Consider the following 18,078-nt stretch of genomic DNA (forward strand, 5'->3'; position numbering starts at 1 on the left):
GTGTAATTTATAAGTGGAGAATGAAATCATAACGAAGTATTGATCTATTTTAGTGCGCCTTAGCACCATCTTGGTCGGTACAATGATACTTAACGATCTGCGACGGTGCTTGCAAAGTTCAGTAATTCACGGCGTAGCCATTGGTGCGGGCTGGCATGATGTAGCAGTGGGCTCCACAACATCTTTATTTCAATCGGGACCACTTGAAATGGCACTGGGCTGATAACTAAATCTGTATGTTTAGCAAGGAGCATGGCTTGTCGACGAGGCAAAGTGGCGATAAGTTTTGCCGATTGGCAAAGTAAGCTTGCCACCATATAGTGGCGGGTGAACACCCGAATATGTCGTGTTTGCTCTAATTGCCACAGAGCCTCATCAACCCAGCCTAGCTTTTGACTGCCTGACTTATTCGTAACGGCGGCTTCAGCCCCCCAACCGGCTCTATTAACCCATATGTGCTGCGCAGCTAAGTAGCTTTGTAGATCAGGTTTATTTAAATAACGATTATTAGGGTGCATTAAGCAGCAATAATTATCGCGCCATACACTGGCTTGATGAAATGAGCGAGGCATGCCATTAAAGCGATTGATTGCTAAATCAATAGTGCCTTTTTCCATATCTTGAAGGTTTACGTCACTGGGACTGAGCACATCAAAATTAAGGCCAGGGTGTTTTTCGAGTTGTTCAGTAATGAAGGGCGCAACTAAGGTAGACTCTAAATAATCGTTAGCCATTATCCTAAAAGTGACTTGGGCATCGGTTGGGTCAAATAAATCACTGGGTTGTGTTATCGCTTCAGCCATTTTGAGAAGCGCTTCTATTTCAGGCTTGAGGCTCAATGCTTTTGCTGTTGGCGTCATATTACCGGCAGCGCGAACGAGTAGTGGATCATCAAATAAATCACGTAAGCGTTTTAGTGCATTACTCATGGCAGGCTGTGTTAACGCAAGTTTATTTGCAGCTTTTGAGACATTTTGCTCGTCAATGAGTACATTGAGATACACTAGTAAGTTGAGATCGACATTTCTTATATTCATCTGATCAATCTTATTCATTCGCTTTATTAATTATCTAAATTAAAGCCTGCTTGCTATGCTCTGTAAACAGCTAAAATAAAATAGTCGTCATAAGTGATAAAAATATGCCAAATCTACAGCCTGCATCATCTTACAATTGTGCGCTTGAACACGTTATTGCAACTAAACTAGCACGAGCAGTATTCGCAGGCTTTGAAGCCATGTTTGCAGAATTTTTAAATATCACCTTGGGCGCACAAAGCCGTTTTGAACAAAGGCAATGGCATGATATACAAGCAGCTATGCGAGCACGTTTACAAGTATACGAGCGCCAAGTTGCCAATGTTAGCGATACGGTAAAACTCATTGCTTACAATGAATATGATGATGCAGCAATCTGGCAACAAGCAAAAAATGTCTATGCTGCGATGGTGTCGAATCATGAAAACCAACCTATCGCCCATACGTTTTTTAATTCAACATTTGGTGCGATATGGCACGATAAAAAAATTCGCACAGTCCACTTATTTGTTTTAAAGGCAAAATATCGTACAGCTCCTCGGCCATTTGATAGTTTAGTGAAGCGAATATCATTACAATTTGGTTTCTCTGAGGCAGTAAAGCAGCTTATTTTAGCGCAAGCATTTCGGGTCAAGTTTAGTAATTTTGAGCATGATGTTACCCAGTTACAGCATACTTTAACAATGGGGGCGAAACACCAGTGCCGCCAAGTATATGAACTTATAAACTTAAATAATGGTTATATAGAATATGCCAATTCATTGTTTTTTAGAAATAAAGCATGTTATTTGATAGGCCGGTGCATTGCTAAAAATGGCGACAACATGCCCTTTGCGATTGCCATATTAAATACCGAGGATGGTTTAAAGTTAGATGCGGTGATGATGGGGGCAGATCAACTCAGTTTACTATTTGGCTTTGCTCGTACTTATTTTATGGTAGATACCGACCAACCAGCACGCTATGTAGATTACCTATCAGTGCTATTGCCACATAAACAGCGGTTTGAGCTGTTTAATGCGATTGGATTTATTAAACATGCAAAAACTGAGTTTTATCGTTACAAGGTAGACACCACTAAAAACAGTCCAAAATCAGATAAGTATATCAGCGCCCCAGGTACCCCTGGTATGGTAATGTTAGTGTTTACCACCCCTGGTTCTGAATACGTTTATAAAGTAATTAAAGATAAATTTAACGGACCCAAAACCGCTACAAAAACCCAAGTTATGGCTAAGTATGATTTTGTAAAGCAAGCTGATAGGGTGGGCCGGCTGGTTGATACACATGAGTTTAGGTATTTAGCGTTTGACTTATCTCGCTTTAGTGATGAACTCCTAAGCCATATGCAACAAATGATTGGTAGCAGTATGGCCATCTCTGAAAAAGCACTTATTTTAAAGCATGTGTATGTTGAGCGTAAAATGACACCGCTTAATTTATACTTGAATCAATGCGATGACACAGAACTAACCAAAGTGATGATTGACTATGGTAAGGCTATCAAAGATTTAGCTGGGGCAAATATATTTCCAGGCGATATGTTAATGAAAAACTTTGGCGTTACCCGCTGGGGTCGTGTGGTATTTTATGATTATGATGAAATTTGTCCATTAACTGAGTGCAATTTCAGAGATATTCCAAAAAGTGACAGCCAACATGATGAGTTAAGTGCGCACAGTTATTTTGATATTGCAGATAACGATGTGTTTCCGAGTCAATTTAACATTTTTTTTAGCGCTAACGACACGGCATTTACTGTATTTAAGCAACATCATAGCGATATTTTTTCAGCGTCGTTTTGGCAACAATGCCAAGCAAATATAACCGCAGGGCACATATACGACGTTTACCCGTATAAAACTAGTTGGCGGTTTAAGAATATCGATCCTAACCAGAAGTATGATAGGGATTAATTTCAGTAAAAGGTACAATTTGCAAAAACTTTTAAAGGAAAAATTGTGAAAGCCTATTTACTAACAGGGTTACTACTTGTCGCGGGGCAAACATTTGCAAACCCACTGTTGGGGAGTTGGGAGTTTGTAGAGGGAAAATATGCGGTTGATGATGGCTATGTAACAGCCAAAGCCCCGCAGTTAACCTCAGTAAAATTAATAACAAAAACACACTTCAACTACATAACACAAAAAAGCGGCAAGTTTCATTATGCTGGCGGCGGTAAATACATAATTAAAAATCAACAATTCATAGAAACATTTGGTTATGGTAATATTTCTTCATTATTGGGTAAAACAATGGCTTTTGATTACAAAATTGAAGGTGATTTGTGGCATCATTCGCTCACTGAAAATGGTAAGTTAGTAGAAGCTGAAATATGGCGAAAGTTAGACTAAAGACCACACTGAGGAGCCTATGAAATTTATTGCACACGAAAATAAAACATTATCACTGAGTGAAACAACAAAACCAAACTTACAAGCAGATGAAGTACTTATAAAGGTTGCAGCTATAGGAGTTAACCGTGCCGATTGTATGCAACGACAAGGTAAATACCCTGCACCAAAAGGCGATAGCCCTATTTTAGGGCTTGAATGTGCTGGCACTGTGGTTGAGCTTGGCGCTGATGTAGAAAAAAGTTGGCTCAATCAGCGCGTTTTTACATTGTGTGCCGGTGGTGCGTATAGTGAATATGTGGCAGTGGATGCTGCACAAATAATGGCTTTACCAGATAGTATATTGATGGAGCAAGGCGCAAGCATAAGCGAAGTGTATTTAACTGCATATGGTGCACTCTTTGGGTTAGGTAACTTACAACAGGGGCAAACCGCGCTTATTCATGCTGGGGCCAGTGGGGTAGGCGGGGCTGCAATTCAAATGGCGAAACGCGTGGGAGCGACTGTTGTTATTACCGCAGGGAGCGACGAAAAGTGCCAACACGCCAAAGAGCTGGGTGCAGATCATGCCATTAATTATAAAACAGATGACTTTGTTGAATATATGCAAACCCATACATTAACAGCCAATGTCATTGTTGATCCGGTATCTGGCCGATACTTAAATAAGAATGCAGCAATCGCGGCAATGGATTGTCAAATTATTATGCTGGCGTTTTTAGATAGTCGATTTGCTGAGGTTGATTTTGCTCGACTATTACAAAAACGTATTTCGTTTCATGCCTCTACTTTACGTAACCGCAGCAAAGCATTTAAACGCCAATTACGCGATGAGTTCGTTAACCAATTTTATGATGATATTGCTAACCAACATTTTGATTTTAATATTTATAAAACCATGCCATGGCAACAAGCAAATGAAGCCCATGCAATTTTAGAGCGCAATGAAAATGCCGGTAAAGTCGTGTTACAGGTTAAATAAGTAATATCTATTTAAAACTAATTATTTGCCCATATAATTAGTGCAATTAAAAGTAATGTAAGGTAAGAATATGAACCCAATTATAGCAACATTAAAAGAACATGATGTGAGTGATGAAAAAGTTCACGAGCTTTTTCAAGCATTTACGCAAAACCCAATGATGGCAATGGGGTTAGTACAACAATTAGGTATTCCACCAGAGAAACTACAAGCGTTAATGGGTCTTGTTATGACCCAGCCACAGCTAATCAAAGAAGCTGCTGCATCATTAGGTATTTCTGATGGCGAACTTGAAAAAGCCAAAGAGCAATATCAAAATCAGTAATAACTAGTTTTTAAGCTGTTTGACTAATCAAATAACTAATAGAGCATTGCTTTGGTACTGCTCTTTTTTATGTATTTATTTTTTAGAGATATTAATGCGATTGTTTTTGTCCCGTATGGCTGCAACGAGCCAGTGCCCACCACGCAAACCCGTGAGTAAAATCATGTGGTCGTTGTTAGGCTCTTTTTTAGGTATTTACTTAGTAGCCTTAATTGGTAAAACGTTGCAATTTGATCCCTTAACTAACTTATTTTTAATTGGCTCATTAGGCGCAACAGCAGTCCTCATATATGGAGCGCCACTAGCAGAATTTTCACAGCCGAGAAACCTTGTAGGTGGGCATGTTTTAAGTGCTTTGATAGGCGTTACAGTGGCTAAGTTTTTAACTGCTGATTTAATGCTAGCGAGTGCTATTGCAGTGTCACTTTCAATCGCCGTTATGCACTTAACACGAACTTTACATCCTCCGGGTGGTGCAACAGCATTGATTGCAGTTATCGGTGGTGAAGGAATTAATCAACTTGGTTATTATTATGTGATTAGCCCCGTTTTATTTGGCGCGTTGATTATGTTATTGGTGGGTTTACTTGTTAATAACTTATCGCGTAACCCTAAGCGGCATTACCCTGTGTATTGGTGGTAATGCACAAAGGTTTAAGATGGTAGCAGGCTACCATCTTATGACTTACTTACTTTTCTAAGCCTGTTTTGCTATACAAAGATACTTTATCTGAGACTAAGGTGATCTCGATGTTTTTTGTTTCATCTCCCCACGTACAATTAGTATGGAGGGTTTTTTCAACGCAGTCATCAGCACTTCCTAGAATTGCTTCAACCTCAGTTTTATCCATCCCTATTGAGATTTTTTCGTAGTTTTCTAAACTTACTTTTGAGCAAGCAGCAAGTGATAAAGTAGCCGCAATAATTAAAAGCTTTTTCATAGGTAGTGTCCTTTTTAGTGTTTAAATTTTCTTATTTGTACAATCATGCCCATTTTGGGGTGGTCAAAATAATGAACTTCACCACTTATTACGCGTTTAAATTGTGAAAAACGGGCGCTTTGGATTTCTCCGTTAACACGCTTTTCACTGATATCAATATTTGCATTAATATAAAGGTAGTGGCGTAGATAAATATTAAAAAAACCGTCTAATTCCCATTTTTCAGAAGCTTGTTGCATTGCTGGCTCAAATGATTGGCTTGGATTAACTAAGCTTATAAAGTTAGCGTTATTAGCGAGGCTAGTATTTGTAATTGGCGGTGTGGTTAGGTGTTGCCCACCAAATAGTTTGATACTTTGTGAACGCGATTTACTTGCTCCTTCAAATCGCCAACCAGTGTGCAGTAAAGGTTTTAAACCTTTACGCACCAACTCGCGTTGTTGGCTTTTAAATTGTAGCTGCTCAGGGTTTAACAAATAGGTGCTGACCATGTCATCTCTGGTTTCTGCTTCTGGGCTCAGCGGCAAAGAGTCATAGCTAGCAATGTAATCAATAGTATCATCACATAAACTTGAACGGCTGGCGCCAATTACAGTATCAGTTAGCGAAGTTGAACTAAATCGGCTGTCTCCAGCAATACATTCTTGTTTAGCTTGTTGAGCATACAAAGGTGTTAGTAAGTCAATTTTGTTGCTTGCCTTAATAGGCTCTTTTTTAAGGCTAAAATCTTCTTGTAAATAAGGAGCAGGGCGCTGTTTGAATATAAGCACTTCTACTTCAAACCATCGCTCTGCGAATGCTGCGCTGCTAAATACACAACACAAAATTAATAATGATTTTTTTAACAACATTAATGGCTAACCTTTTTAGAGAAATCTGCAATCATTGCAGTGACCATCTTTAAGCGTTCACGGGCATTAGCCTCGCTGATCGCAAAGCGCAGTTTATTTGCGCCATCCATTTTGTACACATGGGGTGCACTTTGTATCAAACCAATGATGAAGCTTGGGTTAACCTTTGTATTTTGGCTAAACTCAAAATAACCACCTTTTGGATTTGCTTCAATCTTTTTAATACCTAATTCACTGGCTTTTAGCTTAAGTTGCTGCAAACTAAATAGGTTTTTAGTTGCATCGGGCAGTAAACCAAAGCGGTCAATTAGTTCAACTTGAAGTTCATCCATATCATCTACAGTAGCACAGCTTGCAATACGTTTGTAAATACCCAAGCGGGCGTTTACATCATGAATATAGTCATCAGGTAGTAATGCGGCGAGTTTTAAATCGACCTCGCTTTGTTGTTGTAATAAATTATCAAGGGTTGGCTCTTTACCTTCGCGCAGTGATTGTACGGCTTGTTCGAGCATTTCCATGTATAAATTAAAGCCAATGGTTTGCATTTGCCCTGATTGGTCATCACCGAGTAATTCACCCGCGCCACGAATTTCTAAATCATGTGTCGCTAATGCAAAGCCAGCACCTAAATCCTCAAGTGATTCGATAGCCTCTAAGCGTTTTACAGCATCTTTAGATAATGACTTAGGGTGACCAGTTAATAAATAAGCGTATGCTTGATGATGGCTACGACCTACACGGCCACGTAGCTGATGCAGTTGGGCAAGGCCTAACTTATCGGCTCGGTCCATGATGATGGTATTGGCGGTTGGAATATCTATACCGGTTTCAATAATGGTGGTACACACTAAAACATTGTATTTTTGATGATAAAATTCACTCATTAACTGTTCGAGTTCACGCTCGCGCATTTGTCCATGCGCTGAAGCAACACTCGCTTCAGGCACCCACTCACTGATCTCTTGAGCTACGCGGTCAATGGTTTCTACATTGTTGTGCAAAAAGTATACTTGGCCACCACGCTTGATTTCACGTAATACAGCTTCGCGAATAAGCTCTGCATCGCGCTGGCGAACAAAGGTTTTTACTGCCAAACGCTTAGCTGGTGGAGTGGCGATAATTGATAAGTCTCGCATGCCGCTCATTGCCATATTTAATGTACGTGGGATAGGTGTTGCGGTAAGCGTTAAAATATCGACATCGGCGCGTAATGATTTGATCTTTTCTTTTTGACGCACACCAAAGCGGTGTTCTTCATCAACAATAAGTAGACCTAAATCTCTAAAATTAATATCTTGCTGTATTAACTTGTGCGTGCCGATGACAATATCGAGTTTACCTTCGGCCATCTTTTCAAGGGTGTCTTTTTGCTCTTTAGGTGAGTTAAAACGTGAAAGCACACCAACTTCAATAGGAAAATCAGCAAACCGGTCTTTAAAGTTTTCAAAATGTTGTTGGGCAAGTAGGGTCGTGGGCACTAATACGGCCACTTGTTTATTGTCGTTAACAGCAATAAATGCGGCGCGCATAGCAACTTCTGTTTTACCAAAGCCAACATCACCACAAACCAGTCTATCCATGGCATGTTTACTTTGCATATCACCAAGCACAGCTTCAATGGCATTGCGTTGATCATCGGTTTCTTCAAATGGGAAGCCATCACTAAATACGCGGTATGCACTGCCATCAAGGGCGAAAGCATTACCGGGTTTTGCTTGGCGCTGAGCGTAAATATCAAGCAGCTCTGCGGCGACGTCGCGTACTTTTTCAGCAGCGCGTTTTTTGGCTTTCTCCCAAGCGTCAGAGCCGAGCTTATGCAACGGCGCCGTGGCTTCTTCACCACCAGAGTATCGGCTTAACATGTGCAGTGCCGATACGGGCACGTAAAGTTTAGCTTCACCGGCATAGGTTATGGTGACAAACTCAGTGACGAGTCCAGCAGCATCAATAGTTTGTAGTCCTTGATAACGCCCAACACCATGATCTAAATGCACAATGGGTTGACCAACTTTAAGCTCAGCTAAGTTGCGGATCAGCGCATCTTGGCTTGCTTCGTATTTATGCTTTCGACGACGGCGCTGAGATACTTTAATTCCCAGTAATTCTTGTTCGGTAATAATACTAAGCGCGGGCTTTGCACTTAATAGTACACTTTGCTCAAGGGGGCTGACGATTAAACCGACATCGCTATTGCTAGCGGTAAAGTCATCAAACGAGTCAAACTCTTTGAGTTTTAAGCCACTGGGTTTGAGTAATGCAAGTAAAGACTCACGACGTCCGTCAGATTCTACCGAGATCAGCACGCGGCCTTTTTGTTTCTTTTGCGCCGCTATATATTCAATAAAAGCTTGATACGGTTCATGTTGCTTGTGATCAATTCGTACAGCAGGGAGATCGCTTGTGGCTAAATTCTTATTCCCTGCTTTGGTGGGTAATTTTGCTTGGCTTAAGCGTATGCGGGCAAAGTTACCTAAGTTTGAAAACAGCTCATTGAGTGGCTGATAAAGCTCAGTTGGCTCAAGTAAAGGTCTTAACGGGTCTACGCGACGGTTTTCATAGCGAACATTTACATCATGCCAAAATTGATCGGCTGCATGCTCTAAATCACCATATTGCATCACTGTTGTAGTATCTGGTAGATATTCAAATATGGTTGCAAGCTGCTCAAAAAACAGCGGCATATAATACTCAATACCCGCAGGCCAGTTTCCTTTAGTGACTTGCATGTAGACGGAATCTTGCTCTGAGCTGGCGCCAAACTTTTCGCGGTAGTTTATTCTAAAACGCTCAATGTCAGTTTCATTGGTCGGAAACTCATGGGCAGGGAGTAGTTCTATTTTATCTACTTTTTCGTCAGAACGTTGAGTTTCAACATCGAATAGGCGAATTGAGTCGAGCTCGTCATCGAAAAAATCTAACCTAAATGGGTGCGGGCTCCCCATAGGGTATAAATCAACTATGGAGCCACGAATAGCGTATTCACCATGCTCCATAACCTGTTGAACATGCAAATAACCCGCTTGCTCAAGATTACTCCGTAAGCTGTGTGTGTCGAGATTATCGCCTACTTTAAAGTTTAGCGTAGAGCCATAAATAAACGAGGCAGGGGCAGTGCGCAGCATTAAGGTAGATACAGGAACAATTAATACACTTTGTTGTTCTTTTTTCAGTGTATTAAGAGTCGCCAAACGTGACGAAATAATATCTTGGTGTGGCGAAAAGTGATCATACGGCAGGGTTTCCCAATCAGGAAACACCATCACCGGGTGATCAGGTAATAAATAATCAAGTTCCGTCTCTAAACGCAGCGCACTGGGTGTATCTGGGGTAACAATCAGCACTAAGCCACTTTGTTGTTTTACCCCTTGTGCAATAGCGATACTTAACCCGCTACCGGTGAGTTGCCCCCATTGAATTTTATCTTTTTGAGATTTTACCCAAGGCAAGGCTGCCCATTGCGCAAACGCCATTTATTACTCCTTAAATGCGCCTCAACTGAGGCGCTAATTTATTCTAATCGCGGTAAATTTTAGTGAGGTCTTGATAGTGATCAATTCGACGATCACGTAAGTAAGGCCATATACGTCTTACGTTCTCTGAGCGTTTTTGATCAAGTTCTACCACTAAAATTTGCTCGTCAGTATTATTTGCTTCGCTGAGCATTTCACCCTGAGGGCCTGCAATAAATGAATTGCCCCAAAATTGAATACCGTCACTTTGCTCGCTTGGATCACTTTCATGACCTACGCGGTTGGCACTGATAACGGGCACGCCATTGGCAACAGCATGAGCACGTTGCGAAATAACCCATGCATCTTTTTGTCGTGTCTTTTCGCCGTCATCGTCACGTGGGTCCCAACCAATCGCGGTTGGGTAAATTAATAACTCAGCACCCGCCATCGCCATCAAGCGTGCAGCTTCAGGAAACCATTGATCCCAGCACACTAATACACCTAATTTACCTACTGAGGTTTGAATCGGCTCAAAGCCTAAATCGCCTGGGGTAAAGTAAAATTTTTCATAAAACCCAGGATCATCAGGAATATGCATTTTGCGATATTTACCCGCAATCGTGCCGTCTTTTTCTAGCACAATAGCGGTATTGTGATAAAGACCTGTGGCACGTTTTTCAAATAATGAGGCTACGATGACAATGTTTAACTCATTTGCTAATGCACCCAATGCGTCACTACTTGGCCCAGGGATAGTTTCTGCTAAATCAAAAACATCAACGTCTTCGGTTTGGCAAAAGTAGAGGCTGCGGTGCAGCTCTTGGAGCACCACAAGTTGAGCACCTTGGCTTGCAGCATCACGTATGGCGGCAATTGATTTTGCCATGTTTTGCTCGGCGTTATCACTATTGCTTTGCTGCACTAAGGCAACTGTTAATTTATTTGACGAAGTCATTATGCTGCTCCAACTAAAAATCCGCGAGGTAATTGCATCGTGATGCAATGTAAGCTGCCAAATTGATGAATAATAGGCAAACAGTTTATAGCAATAATGGTGTGCTCTGGGTAAGCGCGTTGAACTTGCGCAAGTGCCTGTTCATCGTTTTCATCATTATAGGTAGGCACTAATACGGCATCATTGATAATTAAATAGTTTGCATAGGTCGCAGGTAGTCTATCACCATCGCTGTTATACACAGCTTTTGGCCATGGTAAATCAATCAAGGTATAAGGGTGACCTGATGGTGTTTGAAAACCTTGTAATTGTGTTTGCATTTTATCGAGCGCGTTAAAATGCTCATCCGTTGTATCATCACACTTTACATAAACTAGGGTGTTGTTCGGTGCAAAGCGTACAAGGGTATCAATATGGCTGTCAGTATCATCACCGGCTAAATAACCATGATCAACCCATAAAAATGAACTGACACCTAATTGCTGTTGTAACTGTGCTTCAATTTGCTCAGCGCTAAGTGTTGGGTTACGGTTTGGATTGAGTAAACATTCGCTGGTGGTAAGCAGTACACCGTGCTCGTTTATTTCAACCCCGCCGCCTTCTAATACTAAATCAATTTTTTGGTATTGATTTGCAGGTGCTGCCAACTGTTTAACAAGTATGTTGTTAATTTGGTTATCAAGGGTGCTTTCAAACTTGTTACCCCAGCCATTGAAGGTGTAATCAAGAATAGCTAATTGGTTCGCATCCTGTTGGTTTGCACAGGTCAAAGGGCCATGATCGCGCGCCCAGGTATCATTACAAGGGGTGATCACAAAGTGCACCCGAGCAAGGTCAATCTCATTGCTGGTTAATAATTGGCTTATGTGTGTTTTTAATGCAGTGTTATGTGCAACAATAACAACCAATTGATGCTGGCATATATGCTTACAAAGGGTAATATAAACAGGCTCTACAGCACTGAGGTTATCTCGCCAATCAGTATCTTGATGTGGCCAAGTAAGCATAACAGCATCTTGCTCAGCCCATTCAGGTAAAAGTCTAAAGTTCATGAATTTAATAAACAAATAAAGGTGTGCCTAGTTTAGCATTTCAAACAGATATGTCAGCTTTTTATAGCTCAGTAGGTTGCTCATTTTCAGGTTTGTCTAATTGTTGCTGTTGGCGCTTTTTTAGTTGCCTTGTTTGTGCGTGCAAACTGGCTCTTACGACTAGCTCTTGATCAGAATCGCGGATAGCAGTAAATAAAAGTGTGTATTGCTTTTGTCCATCATCAAGTTTATCTATAGCAATTACTTCGGTATAACAATAAACCGCTGACGCTTCATGTTGCAAAAATAGTTTAGTACGAAATGCTTGGCCTATTGTATATTGCTCGCTGGTGGTAAATTTAACCCCACCGCCGCCATAGCTATCGCAGTACATGGCATTATCTTGTGGCTGTTCAGACGCGAGGATATGGCTCATTATGAGGTCAATTTTACGCGATTGGGCTTGTAAAAATACAGCCAGTTCTTGGGCCACATCACCTAAATTACGCAATGGTCTTAATGAGCTTTGCTCAAGCTCGCTTACTTCATTAGCTAGTTTAAATAGTGGGGGAATATCAGCTTCTAATTGAGCAGGGCTTTGTGGCACGCTGTGCTTGTCAACAGCAAATAAATTGACTCGGTTACTTTCTGCTATTTGAAAATACTGCTCAAACTCAGCTATTTTTTCACTACTCATTAGTTTGCTCCACAACGCGCGTTTACTAATAGTAGCGCTGACAAGCTTAAATTGCTAGTGATGTAACTGTTATAAAAAAGGGCAAACCTATGTTTGCCCTTAATTTTTTAAAGGTTAATGGTTATAAATTACCTTCAGTGGTATCTACGTTTTCGCGTTTATGATGCGCGGCTATTTCATCCGCCAGTTCATTACGGGAGCGTTTTTCACTGAGTTTACGATCTGTCAGCCAGTAGAAAAACAAAGGAACAAAGAATACTGCTAAGAAGGTTGCAGCCATCATACCACCCATAACACCCGTACCAACGCTATGACGTGCACCTGCACCCGCACCTGAGCTCAGCACTAATGGCACAACACCTAATATAAACGCCAGTGATGTCATTATGATAGGCCTAAATCTAAGGCGCGCTGCTTCAAGTGCTGCCGCACTTGCACTCCAACCTTGCTGGTGTTTCATTAAGGCATATTCAACTATCAAAATGGCATTTTTACTGGCAAGACCAAGTAAAGTAACCAAACCAATTTGGAAATACACATCGTTAGTCATGCCTACCAACCAAATGGACACTAGCGCGCCAAAGGTACCAAAAGGCAGAGCCAGCATTACTGATAATGGCAGTGACCAACGCTCATAAAGCGCAGCAAGAATTAAGAACACCATGATCACAGCAAGACCAAGCGCAATACCGGTTGTGCCCGAGCTGCGTTTTTCTTGGTAGGCAGAGCCAGTCCAATCGTAAGTCATGTCTGGTGGAAGTACGGCTTTTGCAATACGCTCCACTTCGGAAATAGCTTGCCCTGAGCTGTAACCTGGTGCTGCATTACCCAATAACTTAACCGCTGAAAGGTTGTTATAACGGTTTAGGCTTTCAGGACCACGACTAAATTCTATATTAGTAAACGCAGACATGGGCACCATAGTGCCTTGGCTATTTTTAACATAAATACGGCCGATGTCGTCGGGTTTCATTCTAAACTCAGCTTCAGCAGACATAAGTACTTGCCATGCTCGTCCAAATTTATTGAAGTCATTAACGTAGTAAGTGCCTAGCGTACCGGCAAGAGCAGTGAAAGCATCGTCAATTTCAATACCCATGGCACGGGCTTGTTCACGATCAACATCCACTTTTAACTGTGGCGCATTAGGGCGCCAAAGTGTCTGTAAGCCACTTAGAACTGGGCTTTTCTGCGCTTCTGCCATCATTAATCCCATGGCTTGTTGCAGTTTCTCGGGGCCACCAGCGCCTTTGTTTTGAATATAAAACTCAAAACCACCGGTGTTTCCTAAACCAAAAATAGCGGGTGGGTTAAAAGCCAGTACCAGTGCTTCGTTTATATGAGCGGTTTTCATAAATAGCTCATTAACCAAGCTTTTAGTATCTATTTCACGTTCATCCCAGTGTTTTTGCGTAACAAATAAGGTTGCCGCACTATTTTTATAGCCACCACCAATAAAATCAAAACCGGTAAATGCGACAACATTTTCATTTGCAGGGTTTGATTGCACCGCTGCAACAACTTGTTTTACCACTTCTTCAGTACGCTCAAGGGAAGAACCGTCGGGTAAGAAGATAGCCGAAATGTAATAGCCTTGGTCTTCATCTGGCACGAGGGAGTTAGGGGTGTTTTTCCAAAGCCCAATAGTGATAGAGACCATACCTATCATTAATAGCAAACCCAGTGCACCGCGACGAACCATAAAGCCAACAGTACCAACGTATTTACTGGTTATTTGCGTAAAGACTCGATTAAACCATAAAAAGAAGCGTGCGGTTTGTTTGTGCTCTTGTTTCAAAATAAGTACACACAAAGCAGGAGTCATTGTTAGTGCAACAACACCAGATAAACTCACTGCAATTGAAATGGTGATTGCAAATTGGCGGAACAGTTCACCTGTGAGACCACCTAAAAATGCAATGGGCACAAATACAGAGCAAAGCACCAATACAATGGCGACAACAGGCCCAGATACCTCTTTCATTGCTTTAATGGCTGCTTCATGAGCACTTACATGCTCTTCGTGCATAATTCGTTCAACGTTTTCGAGCACAACTATCGCATCATCAACAACAATACCAATTGATAACACCATACCAAATAATGTCAGCGAGTTGATTGAGTAGCCCAGCATGTACATGCCAGCAAAGGTGCCAAGTAATGACACGGGTACTGCTAATGTAGGAATAAGCGTTGCACGCCAGTTTTGTAAAAATAGATACACCACCAAAAACACTAAGATCATGGCTTCGATGAGGGTGATGACCACTTCTCGAATAGATACTTCAACAAAGCGTGTGGTGTCGTATGAATTTAAATGAGCAAGTCCGGTTGGAAATTGCTGTTTAATCTCAGCAAGTACACCGTTTACTTCAGCAGCAACATCTAGCGCATTAGCACCCGGTTGTAAAAATATGCCTAATAAAACAGCTTCTTTGCCATTAATTGTACCACTAAAGTTATAATCTTTTGAGCCAAGCTCAACGCGAGCAATATCTTTTAAGCGTAAACTACTGCCGTCAATATTTGAACGGATAATAATTTCTTCAAATTGTTCAGGCTCCGATAAGCGCCCTTGGGCTGTAACACTGTAGACAAGCTCTTGCGCTGATTGTGAGGTTGGCGTTGCACCAATAGAGCCCGCAGCATATTGCGAGTTTTGGCTACGAATTGCGCCAGCGACTTCTTCAACGGTCACACCGAGTTGGCTCATCACATCTGGGCGTAACCAAATACGCATCGCGTAATCTTTCGCCCCAAATATTTGTACGCTGGTGGTACCTGGAATACGTTTTATGCGATCCAATATATTGAGGGTAACGTAATTTGACGTCCATAAACTATCTCGACTGCCATCGGGTGAGTAAAACGCGTGAACTTGTAAAAAGCTTGAAGACCCTTTTTGCACCACCACACCTTGACGGCGTGTTTCTTCTGGCAAACGGGCTTCAACTTGTTTAACACGATTATTAACGTTAACAGCTGCTTGGTCAATATCAGTGCCAATTTCAAAGGTTACTTCAATGGTGGTCGCGCCTGAGCTGGTTGAGGTTGATGCCATATACATCATGCCTTCAACACCTGTAATTGCATTTTCAATCGGTGCAGCGACAGTTTGTTCAAGTACTTGCGCTGACGCACCGGGGTAGGCTGCTGTAACCTGTACTACAGGAGGGGCAATTTCAGGATACTGTGCAACCGGCAAGCTGCGCATTGCGGCAAGGCCTGCCAGCACAATAACAATTGATATAACAAACGCAAATATGGGTCTGTCTATAAAATAACGAGAAAACATAAGACTCCCTGTGCTTATTCAGCGTTCGCACTGTTTGATGCATTATTTACCGCGACAGGCATGCCTGGGAAGAAAATCTTCGCCATGCCATCGATGATCACTTCGTCACCTTTATTAAGCCCTGACTTAATCAGCCAAAAGTTTTTATCGCCTTCGTTTTCTGGCTTTTGGATCCATTCACCTACTTCTACAGGTGCAGGGCGAGCAATTGTGCCACCTTGTTCATTTTTAGCGACAAGGTAAACAAATTTGCCTGTGCCATTATCAAGCACTGCACGCTGAGGAATAACAAATGCATTTTTACGCACAGCGCCATTTAAACTAACACGCACAAATTGGCCAGGTCGTAGTTGAAAATCAGGGTTGGGAATAATAGCCTGTAATTCGCTGGTGCCGGTATTTGGGTTGATACGTACATCGGAAAAGTTTACCTCACCGGTGTGGCCATAAAGTGAACCATCTTGCAGTTTGAGAGAGGTTTTCCATTGACCATTTTTAGGTAGAGTGAGTGAGCCATTAGCCATATCTTGGCGCATTTGTAATTGTTCGCGCTCAGAAATACCAAAACGTAAGCGAACAGGGTCAAGTTGTGTGATTTGCGTAAGTAATAAATCAGGGCCAGAGACATAAGTGCCCTCTGAGACAAATTCACGGCCCATAACCCCAGCTACAGGCGCTTTGACTTGAGCGTATTCAAGATTAAGTTTTGCTTCGTTTAGCGCTACTTTAGCAGCCGCTAAATTGGTTTGTGCAATATCTTGTGTTGAGCTGGCATTATCGTAATCACGTTGTGAAACCGATTTATCTGCACGCAGCTTTGCCAACCTTTTAACATCGCGCTGTGCTTGGATAAGCGATGCATTTGCACCATCAAGCGCCGCTTGCGAACGCTCAACGGCCAATTGATAAGGTTCTAGGTTGATTGTAAATAAAGACTGATCTTTTTTTACTGTTTGGCCTTCATCAAAATTACGTGATTCTAATATACCTGTTACACGGGCTCTTACTTCAACTTCTTTAGAACCTGACAGTGTCGCAGGTAATTCAATAGTGAAAGGCGCATCTTCTGTTGTTGCTAAGATGGTCGATACTGACGCAGGATGCATAGCGGCTTGTTGTGCTTTAGGTGCTTCACTACATCCTTGAAGAAAGAGCGAGGCAGAGGTAAATAAAAATAATGACAATTTCGATAGTGCGAAAGGCTGACGCATGGTTACTCCACAGTTCCAATTGTATAAGTATAGGTTCAAAGCAAGTTAAGCTGGTTGAGTATGGTTTGTTGTGTGATTTATAACCATAGCGTTCAATTAATGATAGATATTCAGCTTAAGTAAACGCAAGTGTATACCTATTTTCTAAATGGGTATACACTTGCGTTTACTTTTTTCAATGTTAATGTGAAAAAGAAATTGATTAAAATAGGGGGCGATTTGGAATCAAGTAATAGTAAACAAAATGATGTGTTGTGTGCCGCGATTCAAGAATTTGCACAATACGGATTGCTCGGAACTACAATGGAAACAATTGCCAAGCAAGCCAATGTTTCAAAGCGCACCTTATATAAACATTACCCGAATAAAAATGCGCTATTTGACGACGTTGTTGCATTACTATTAGAACGCTTCTCGCAATTACACAAATACCAGTATCAAGCTGATGTCAGTATTTACGCGCAATTGAAAGAATTAGCAAAGGTATGTTTGTCACTTGGCAATGATGAAAACTACGTAACCTTATCGCGTATTGTGATCATTGAGTCGATGCGTGATAAAGAACAAGCCGCACGATTAGAAGAAAAGTTTTTAGACTGCGAGAAGGGGTTACTTACTTGGTTTGAGCAAGCCCATAAAGCGGGTGTATTAAACGATGTGCCTGCGGATATCGCTGCTTCATTTTTTTACGGTGGATTAAAAAATATGGGCTATTGGGAGCAAGTTATAATGTGGAAGCCAGCTCTTGATGAACAACGCTTAGAGCAATTAATAGATTTGACTTCACGGTTTTTTGTTAGCGGTATTAAGTTAACCTGAACTCTGGATAATAAATCTATCTCCAGCGGCTACTTTCAACGCTAACTGCGTTGAATTTACTTGCAATAGGCTAGCTATTGACGCGTAAATTCGCCTTGTTATCGCTAAAAGTCTCCGGCTGGAGA

At 41.5% G+C, this 18,078-nt stretch carries 15 protein-coding genes; 6 read left to right on the forward strand and 9 right to left on the reverse strand.

The window, feature by feature from the left end:
• Positions 1–89: 89 nt before the first annotated feature.
• Complete coding sequence (locus B5G52_RS06440; protein ID WP_087531843.1) at positions 90–1,037, reverse strand: LysR family transcriptional regulator; 948 nt, start codon at positions 1,035–1,037, stop codon at positions 90–92.
• A gap of 104 nt (positions 1,038–1,141) precedes the next feature.
• Between B5G52_RS06440 and aceK the strand changes: the two genes are divergently transcribed.
• From aceK to B5G52_RS06465, 5 genes are all read left to right on the forward strand, one after another.
• Entirely contained in the window at positions 1,142–2,953 is a 1,812-nt protein-coding gene (gene aceK / locus B5G52_RS06445; RefSeq protein ID WP_087531844.1) for a bifunctional isocitrate dehydrogenase kinase/phosphatase, read from the forward strand.
• Between the two features lie 45 nt (positions 2,954–2,998).
• Positions 2,999–3,391, forward strand: a complete 393-nt coding sequence (locus B5G52_RS06450) for a hypothetical protein (protein ID WP_087531845.1) — start codon at positions 2,999–3,001, stop codon at positions 3,389–3,391.
• Positions 3,392–3,410: 19 nt separating this feature from the next.
• Positions 3,411–4,373, forward strand: coding sequence for a zinc-binding dehydrogenase (locus B5G52_RS06455; protein WP_087531846.1), 963 nt, complete (start codon positions 3,411–3,413; stop codon positions 4,371–4,373).
• Positions 4,374–4,443: 70 nt separating this feature from the next.
• The gene (locus B5G52_RS06460) at positions 4,444–4,698 is read left to right on the forward strand and encodes a DUF2999 family protein (protein WP_087531847.1); all 255 of its coding nucleotides are present in this window, start codon (positions 4,444–4,446) and stop codon (positions 4,696–4,698) included.
• Positions 4,699–4,792: 94 nt separating this feature from the next.
• On the forward strand, positions 4,793–5,341 hold the full coding sequence (locus B5G52_RS06465) for an HPP family protein (protein WP_087531848.1): 549 nt from the start codon (positions 4,793–4,795) through the stop codon (positions 5,339–5,341).
• Between the two features lie 46 nt (positions 5,342–5,387).
• On the opposite strand, the gene B5G52_RS06470 is transcribed toward B5G52_RS06465, so the two are convergent.
• The 8 genes from B5G52_RS06470 to B5G52_RS06505 form a co-directional block, all read right to left on the reverse strand.
• Positions 5,388–5,639, reverse strand: coding sequence for a DUF3862 domain-containing protein (locus B5G52_RS06470; protein ID WP_087531849.1), 252 nt, complete (start codon positions 5,637–5,639; stop codon positions 5,388–5,390).
• A 14-nt stretch (positions 5,640–5,653) separates the two neighbouring features.
• Positions 5,654–6,490 (reverse strand): peptidoglycan binding protein CsiV, encoded by an 837-nt coding sequence (locus B5G52_RS06475; RefSeq protein WP_087531850.1) that lies wholly within the window; start codon positions 6,488–6,490, stop codon positions 5,654–5,656.
• The gene (gene mfd, locus B5G52_RS06480; RefSeq protein WP_087531851.1) at positions 6,490–9,963 is read right to left on the reverse strand and encodes a transcription-repair coupling factor; all 3,474 of its coding nucleotides are present in this window, start codon (positions 9,961–9,963) and stop codon (positions 6,490–6,492) included. The genes B5G52_RS06475 and mfd overlap by 1 nt, the downstream gene beginning before the upstream one ends.
• 43 nt (positions 9,964–10,006) lie before the next feature.
• A complete protein-coding gene (locus tag B5G52_RS06485) occupies positions 10,007–10,900 on the reverse strand; it encodes a carbon-nitrogen hydrolase (RefSeq protein WP_087531852.1) in 894 nt (297 codons plus the stop codon).
• The gene (locus B5G52_RS06490) at positions 10,900–11,952 is read right to left on the reverse strand and encodes an agmatine/peptidylarginine deiminase (RefSeq protein ID WP_087531853.1); all 1,053 of its coding nucleotides are present in this window, start codon (positions 11,950–11,952) and stop codon (positions 10,900–10,902) included. Before B5G52_RS06490 ends, B5G52_RS06485 begins: the two co-directional genes overlap by 1 nt.
• A 61-nt stretch (positions 11,953–12,013) precedes the next feature.
• Complete coding sequence (locus B5G52_RS06495; protein ID WP_087531854.1) at positions 12,014–12,628, reverse strand: PilZ domain-containing protein; 615 nt, start codon at positions 12,626–12,628, stop codon at positions 12,014–12,016.
• A 121-nt stretch (positions 12,629–12,749) separates the two neighbouring features.
• On the reverse strand, positions 12,750–15,923 hold the full coding sequence (locus B5G52_RS06500; protein ID WP_087531855.1) for an efflux RND transporter permease subunit: 3,174 nt from the start codon (positions 15,921–15,923) through the stop codon (positions 12,750–12,752).
• Between the two features lie 14 nt (positions 15,924–15,937).
• Complete coding sequence (locus B5G52_RS06505) at positions 15,938–17,134, reverse strand: efflux RND transporter periplasmic adaptor subunit (protein WP_087531856.1); 1,197 nt, start codon at positions 17,132–17,134, stop codon at positions 15,938–15,940.
• 219 nt (positions 17,135–17,353) lie between these two features.
• Between B5G52_RS06505 and B5G52_RS06510 the strand changes: the two genes are divergently transcribed.
• Positions 17,354–17,953 (forward strand): TetR/AcrR family transcriptional regulator, encoded by a 600-nt coding sequence (locus B5G52_RS06510; RefSeq protein ID WP_087531857.1) that lies wholly within the window; start codon positions 17,354–17,356, stop codon positions 17,951–17,953.
• Positions 17,954–18,078: the final 125 nt, after the last annotated feature.

The sequence above is a fragment of the Pseudoalteromonas sp. A601 genome, assembly GCF_002165575.1.
In the GTDB taxonomy this organism is placed as follows: domain Bacteria; phylum Pseudomonadota; class Gammaproteobacteria; order Enterobacterales; family Alteromonadaceae; genus Pseudoalteromonas.